Origin of the sequence: Nocardiopsis listeri (genome assembly GCF_020741345.1) — a bacterium.
Lineage (GTDB): Bacteria > Actinomycetota > Actinomycetes > Streptosporangiales > Streptosporangiaceae > Nocardiopsis > Nocardiopsis listeri_A.
Window position 1 is genome coordinate 1 of sequence record NZ_DYZD01000413.1, and the last position, 6,020, is coordinate 6,020.

Genomic DNA, 6,020 nt, shown 5'->3' on the forward strand with positions numbered 1-6,020 from the left:
AGGAGGAAGAACCCACCCCCACCCAACAACCCCAGGTGTTTCGTGCCGGGACGGTCCTATAGATGTCAAGTGAGGTCGAGGTCAGTCCTGAGATCGTGGAAGACCTCCCGAGCGATGAAGCGCTTGAGGCAGCGCAACACGTCCTTCTTCGACAGGCCCTCGGCACTACGGCGGTGCATGTAGTCGATAGTTCGCTGGTCATAGCGGAGCCTGCACACAGCGATCATGTGCAGGGCACGGTTGGCCTGCCGGTCTCCACCACGATGCAGTCTCATCCTGCGGGACTTGCCTGAACTGACAGGAACCGGCGCGACACCGCACAAGCGAGCGAGACCGGCTTCCGAGCCGAGCCTGTCGACATTCTGGCCGGCGGTGACCAGCAGCTGGGCCGCATGCCCGGTACCGATCCCCACTCGGGAGACGAGAGTCGGTGCGGTCCGGGCCACGAGCCGATCCAGTTGGGTCTGGACGGCGGTGATCTCCTCATCCAGGTCGTGCACGCGTCTGGCCAGGGTGCGCAGGGCCATCCTCGCGGCTTGAACCGGGTCGTCCAGTCGTGCGGTGTCGGGGCGGAGCCTGGCGCACTGGGACGCCTTGCCTCGCCCACCGCGTGCGGTGATGTGCTCACGCACTCGGGCGGGCGCGGTGATCAGCGCGTTCTGCAGTTGGGTCAGTGCGGCCGAGCGGGCTTTGACTGCGGAGTTTCGCGTCAGTGAGAGCAATCTGATTGACTCCACGACACCGGTCGTGGTCTTGGGTTTGGCGGTGGCTTCCCCGGCCAGTACTTTGCGTGCGGCGGCTTCGGCGTCGATCGCGTCGTCTTTGCCCTTGCGGGCCCTGGTGTGAGGGTGGGGCGTGTTCACCTCCACCACGTCGATACCAGCGTCGAGCAGGTGCCTGGTCAACCCTGCGGCGTAGGAACCGGTTGACTCGATACCGACCCGGTCCAGGAGACCGAAGTGGGTGAGCCAATCGAGGAGGTCACGGTATCCGGGGGTGGTGGCCGCGAACTCCTGGTCAGCGATGCGCAGCCCCTTGTCATCGAGCACAACTGCATGGTGGGTGTCCTTGTGCGCGTCGATACCGGCCACGATCACGGGTTGCGTAGCGGTGGTGAGCACGGTGGTGGTCATCGTGGAACGGTCTCCTTCGCTTCTTGTGCTGGATGACCGAACCGATCCGGGTGGACGCAACAGTGATGGGGCACGTTGAACAGGGTCCTATGAAGTCACATCCCGTCCGGGTCCGGCTTTCCAGACCATGTGGAGAACCACTCGGTGGGAGCCGACGGGTCCCGGCCAGGACAACACCGTCAGATGCGTCAGTTTTTTAGGAAGTCAGACCCACACCGAGCAGCTCTCCCTCATCCTCACTGTTCTTTAGAGCTCATCTCATTTGGTGAGTCTGCGGAAGCAAATCAACGTGCAGGCGATACCGGCGAACGCGAGGAAGTGCTCGGCTTCGCGCTCGTAGCGACGATGGAGACGGCGGCATCCGGCCGGCCGGGCCATGGTGCGCTCGACCTGCCAGCGGTGCCGTCCCAACCGCTTCGAGGACTCCACACCCTTGCGGGCCAGACGATGGACGATTCCGCGTTCACGCAGCCATCGGCGCAGATGGTCGTAGTCGTAGCCCTTGTCACCGTGGAGCTTGCCCGGCTTACGCCACCTGCGGCCTCGCCTGGACCTGATGGGCGGTATCGCACGAATCAAGGGTTGCAAGGCTTGGAACAGCTCCCACAATCCGTCCGGCACCAACCGCTCGACCATCGACACTGGGCCGGACCACCGAGGATCCAAATGAGATGAGCTCTTAGCTCCCGCCCTCGGCGCTACCAAAGCCCACGTCACTCACCGGCCGGGGTGGATCGCCCCGAGGCACGGCGATGATGCGCCCCCGGAACCCGGGCCAAGGGGCCCGAGGAACCGCGAACCGTACCCGTCACCGCGACCATCGACGAACGGTGGCCACCGGGCGAGGGGTCATTTCTGTCGCCCGGGATATCGAAACTGAAACAGCGGGATGAAAGCATCGGAATGGAAGGCGGCACCAAGGCGACTGCTTCGATCAGACCTTTTCTCATATACGCCTCCCCGTGGAACGGAAACCGTCCTCTATCGACGCCGGCGCCTTTGTGGACGTCTCCCGACAGAGATTTCGGGCAGCGTGAGGTGCGGAGCCCAGGGGTCCCCCCGAAATCAATGGGATCACGGGAAGAACCCTCGCACCAGAGCACGCTTCGCGCCTGTGGATAACTCCGCGAAGAGGTGGACGGGCACCGGACCACCTCGGCGAGAAGGTGCCCGGGTGCGGGCCGGTGGCCCCGGCGTGAGGGTGTGGGCGCCGGGGCCACCAGGCTTGGGACCTACTCCCGAAGCGGCTCGCGCAACCAGGGTTCGGGCAGCGGGGAGCGTTCGACGAGCGCGTCGTTCAACCGTCGCCAGTACCGGCCCGCCTCGGCCAGCGCCCGCCAGGCGGCCACCACTCCCCCGGCCTCCCGCAGCGCCTCGCTCACCGAGTCGTAGCAATGGGTGGCGTAGTCATAGGCGATCCCCCGCTCGTCCGGCGGAACGGACGACCGCACCACCGAGGCGAGCCAGGTGGAGGGCAGGGGCTCACCGGAACGGATCCGCCGGTCGAGCTCGGAGAAGAGACGGTCGGCCCTCGCCAGCGTCCGGGCGGCGTGAGCCGGCCGACCGGGGTGTTCGAGGAGCCGGCAGATCCCCTCGACCAACTCGTCGGACCGCGTGGCCCCGGAGGTCGACGCGGTCGGATGGACAGATGAGAGCCCAAAGGACTCGAAGGACTCGGAAAGCCCGGGAACGTCGATGTTCATGCGCAGCACACCCTCACGGTCGCCTCGGGCAGATTCCTGGCGTAGCGCCGAACCCGACGGGAGCGACGGCGGATCTCCGAGGTGAGCTGGTGTGCGTAGCCGTAGGGGGTGGTGTGCAGGCCTCGCGAGGGTCGAGAGAGCCGCACGAGCATGGCGAATAGGGCCAGTAGGATCTTCATCGTCGTCCTGTCTTCGTCAGGTCGGCCACGGCCCCGGGGCGTGTGTCCGCACGTCGCCGGGGTCCCTGTTGGTTCAGGTAACCATACCTTTACCATGCCATGGCTAGCCATAGCCTGTCTCAGATTTATCTGGTAAGGCACTACCTGTCAGCGTCGGGTCATGGCAGACACAAGCATTCCCGCTGGCTACGGTCCTGACTCTGAACTGGACTACGAAGGCCCCGATCCGGTGTGGCTCCAGCTGACCGCGGTGATGATCGCCCGCATTGAACGCGGCGACTACCCCGTGAACCGCCCCATCCCGAGCATCGCCGGCCTGGTTCAGGAGTTCGGTCTCGCAAGAGGCACCGTTCGCAAGACCACTGCCCATCTCGCAGACCTCGGCTACGTGCGGATCGTGAACGGCAAGGGATCGTTCGTCCTACCTCGGGACTGACGGCCTACGGGGCCACCGAGAGGGATTCGGTCACCGCGACCTCAACGGACAGGGCCGCCGAAGATTCAGTGCGGAGCGTATCCAACCCGTGACCGTAGAATTGTCGGGTTCGCCCCTGTAAGGGGGTCCCGCGCGAAGAAAACCTCGAAGAGAATCCTCGAAACCGTCGCGCGGGCGCGCCCGCGTCCTACATAATTCTCATCGAGGGTGGGGACGGCCCGCCGGGGGTTTCACTACTCGTTTTCCCCGGTGGGTCCCCTTCCACCACTCACCTTTCCCGGGATATGTGATTTGCGGTGGGGACTAATCAACTTCCCGGGATTCGGTCTCAGGACCGGGGCCCTCCGTTGAGGAGAATGGGGGAACTCCGTGGGTGCTGTTGGCAGAGGGAGCAGCCGGGGGTACGGAGTGATCAACGAGAGAGTCCCGGTCCTGTGACTGAATCCTGCTTTGCAGGTACTGGACCTGAGTGGTCAACTCCTCCAACTTCGACATCACCTCGTTGTGCTGGACCAGTTCGAGCTCCTGGTCCTCCTCCCAACGACCTGCGCTGTACTCCTGCTCCATCGCGGTGACGATCACACCGATCACCAGGTTCAGCATGATGAACGCCGTGAGCACGATGTACAGGACGAAGAAGATCCACGCGTGCGGATGTTGTTCCAACACCGCGTCCGAGACGTCCGGCCAGTTCTCCGTGGTCATGAGCAGGAACATCGTGTAGAGCGTGGTGCCGAGGTCACCGAAGAACTCGGGCACGTCCTCGCCGAACATCTGCTGGCCGAGGATCGCCGACACGTATATGACGATCAGCAACAGCCCGATCACCGTGCCCATGCCGGGGACCGCTTTGAAGAGTGCTCCTATGATCTGCCGCATCTGCGGAACCGCGGTGATGAGTCGCAGGACCCGCAGCAGCCGAAGGATCCGCAGCACCGCGAACGGCCCGGTCGCCGGGACCAGCGAGATGACGACCACCCCGAAGTCGAACCAGTTCCAGGAGTCCTTCCAGAACCTGCCCCGCCAGGCATAGAGCTTCAGCGACATCTCGATGGTGAAGATGCCGACGATGACCCGCTCCGCGATGAGGAGATACGGAAGGGCAGAACCCCCATAGGTGGCCCATCCCAATATCACGGCATTGACCAGAATCACGACGAACATCGCGTTCGAGAACCATCGGCTCTCCACAAACTTAGTGACCTGGCCACGCCGCAATGCCACTTCCCCCTCAACGTTGAGACCTTGAAATAAGACAAGGTTCGCCAAATATATCGAAGCCCTTGTTCACGCTCCGGAGCGCCCTTGCCCGCCGAAGTGCGTCCATACGACCACAGGGTCGATGGTCCCCCTCCTCGGCGACGGACACCACCCCATGACGGTACGACGAGTCGGCTCCGAACGAGTCGCCAACCCGCGAACCCGAAGCCCTGATCAGGGGTGTTTCAGGGGGTGTATCAGGAGGTGCGCTCCGCCACAGCCCGGAGGGCGCGACGGCCGCTTTCGGCCACCCGGCGGACTCGGGAGCGCCCACCCACGCGATGTGCCCGATGCGTGGCGATCGACAAGGCGCATGATGCACCGCGCGCATGGAGGGTGACGGCGTCGGAGCGGGTGAGATAAGAGGGTCCCGCCGCTGGTATGTTCACCTCTGGTCTCGGTCACGCTCCGAGCCGCTGCCCCTGCCCAGCGCCCCCGACCGAGGAAGAAGCATGGCGGAGCTGAAGTACTTCACCGGTTCGATGAATTCGGGCAAGAGCACCATGGCTCTCCAGGAGCACCACTCTCGCGGGGGTGAGGGCGTGCTCTACACGAAGCAGGACCGGGCCGGCTCCGGGATCATCTCGTCCCGGTTGGGCTTGAAGTCCCCCGCGGTCGAGGTGGGGGATGTCCTGGACCTGTACGACGACGTCGCCGACCGCAAGGCCCCGTACGTCATCTGTGACGAGGCCCAGTTCCTCTCCTACAAGCAGGTCGGGCAGTTGGCGGGCGTGGTCGACGGCATGGGGATCGACGTGTACTGCTACGGAATCCTGACGGATTTCCAGGGGCAGTTGTTCCCGGGCTCGAAGCGCCTGGTGGAGCTGGCCGACAAGATAGAGGTTCTCCCGGTCTACGCGCGTTGCTGGTGCGGGAACCGCGCCACACACAACGCCCGGGTGGTCGATGGCGTGATGGTGTACGAGGGCGCTCAGGTCCACATCGGCGGCAACGAGTCGTACACGACCCTGTGCCGCCACCACTTCATGGCCGGCGTCGCCTGACTAAGGATTCCATCTCAGCTATCAGACAACTTCATCCGACCTTGCCTGTTCAATCATTCAGGAATGAACCCGTTAAGATCTTCGTCAAGACGTGGCTCAAGTTTATTGATCGCATTTTGGTAGGCAGCCTCTGAAATTTCTTGCGAAGAAGTCAGGCTAATACTTACAACACTACTCCTCTTCCTCGCAAAAAGCTGATAACTACTACCCGCCTCGCCATCCAAAGCCCCGTAGTATGAGTAAGACTCATCCAAAAAGTCAGACCCCCTAGTTGGACTTACCTGACTCCCCGATTGTTCAAATTC

At 63.4% G+C, this 6,020-nt stretch carries 7 protein-coding genes and 1 pseudogene; 2 read left to right on the forward strand and 6 right to left on the reverse strand.

The features are described 5' to 3' along the window. Nucleotides 1-65: 65 nt before the first annotated feature. From K8V84_RS22240 to K8V84_RS22255, 4 genes and pseudogenes are all read right to left on the reverse strand, one after another. Nucleotides 66-1,133, reverse strand: a complete 1,068-nt coding sequence (locus K8V84_RS22240; protein WP_304078307.1) for an IS110 family transposase — start codon at nucleotides 1,131-1,133, stop codon at nucleotides 66-68. Nucleotides 1,134-1,391: 258 nt separating this feature from the next. Next, nucleotides 1,392-1,727: pseudogene (locus K8V84_RS22245) on the reverse strand (transposase); the annotation flags it as partial. Between the two features lie 638 nt (nucleotides 1,728-2,365). Beyond that, nucleotides 2,366-2,836 (reverse strand): hypothetical protein, encoded by a 471-nt coding sequence (locus K8V84_RS22250; RefSeq protein ID WP_304078322.1) that lies wholly within the window; start codon nucleotides 2,834-2,836, stop codon nucleotides 2,366-2,368. Further along, entirely contained in the window at nucleotides 2,833-3,015 is a 183-nt protein-coding gene (locus K8V84_RS22255) for a hypothetical protein (protein WP_304078309.1), read from the reverse strand. Before K8V84_RS22255 ends, K8V84_RS22250 begins: the two co-directional genes overlap by 4 nt. 160 nt (nucleotides 3,016-3,175) lie before the next feature. Between K8V84_RS22255 and K8V84_RS22260 the strand changes: the two genes are divergently transcribed. Next, nucleotides 3,176-3,451 carry a winged helix-turn-helix domain-containing protein gene (locus K8V84_RS22260; protein WP_304078310.1) on the forward strand — a complete coding sequence of 92 codons (276 nt, stop codon included), beginning with the start codon at nucleotides 3,176-3,178 and terminating at the stop codon, nucleotides 3,449-3,451. 303 nt (nucleotides 3,452-3,754) lie between these two features. Here K8V84_RS22260 and K8V84_RS22265 read toward each other — a convergent pair whose 3' ends face one another. Beyond that, entirely contained in the window at nucleotides 3,755-4,642 is an 888-nt protein-coding gene (locus tag K8V84_RS22265; RefSeq protein WP_304078313.1) for an ion transporter, read from the reverse strand. A gap of 521 nt (nucleotides 4,643-5,163) precedes the next feature. Between K8V84_RS22265 and K8V84_RS22270 the strand changes: the two genes are divergently transcribed. Continuing rightward, nucleotides 5,164-5,715 (forward strand): thymidine kinase, encoded by a 552-nt coding sequence (locus K8V84_RS22270; RefSeq protein ID WP_304078317.1) that lies wholly within the window; start codon nucleotides 5,164-5,166, stop codon nucleotides 5,713-5,715. A 53-nt stretch (nucleotides 5,716-5,768) separates the two neighbouring features. Here K8V84_RS22270 and K8V84_RS22275 read toward each other — a convergent pair. Beyond that, on the reverse strand, nucleotides 5,769-6,020 hold a 252-nt coding region (locus tag K8V84_RS22275; protein ID WP_304078319.1), incomplete at its 5' end, for a hypothetical protein.

Coding starts and splice junctions, on each gene's coding strand:
- K8V84_RS22260 (WP_304078310.1), top strand. CDS start 3,176: ATGGCAGACACAAGCATTCCCGCTGGCTACGGTCCTGACTCTGAACTG.
- K8V84_RS22270 (WP_304078317.1), top strand. CDS start 5,164: ATGGCGGAGCTGAAGTACTTCACCGGTTCGATGAATTCGGGCAAGAGC.
- K8V84_RS22255 (WP_304078309.1), bottom strand. CDS start 3,015: ATGAAGATCCTACTGGCCCTATTCGCCATGCTCGTGCGGCTCTCTCGA.
- K8V84_RS22240 (WP_304078307.1), bottom strand. CDS start 1,133: ATGACCACCACCGTGCTCACCACCGCTACGCAACCCGTGATCGTGGCC.
- K8V84_RS22250 (WP_304078322.1), bottom strand. CDS start 2,836: ATGAACATCGACGTTCCCGGGCTTTCCGAGTCCTTCGAGTCCTTTGGG.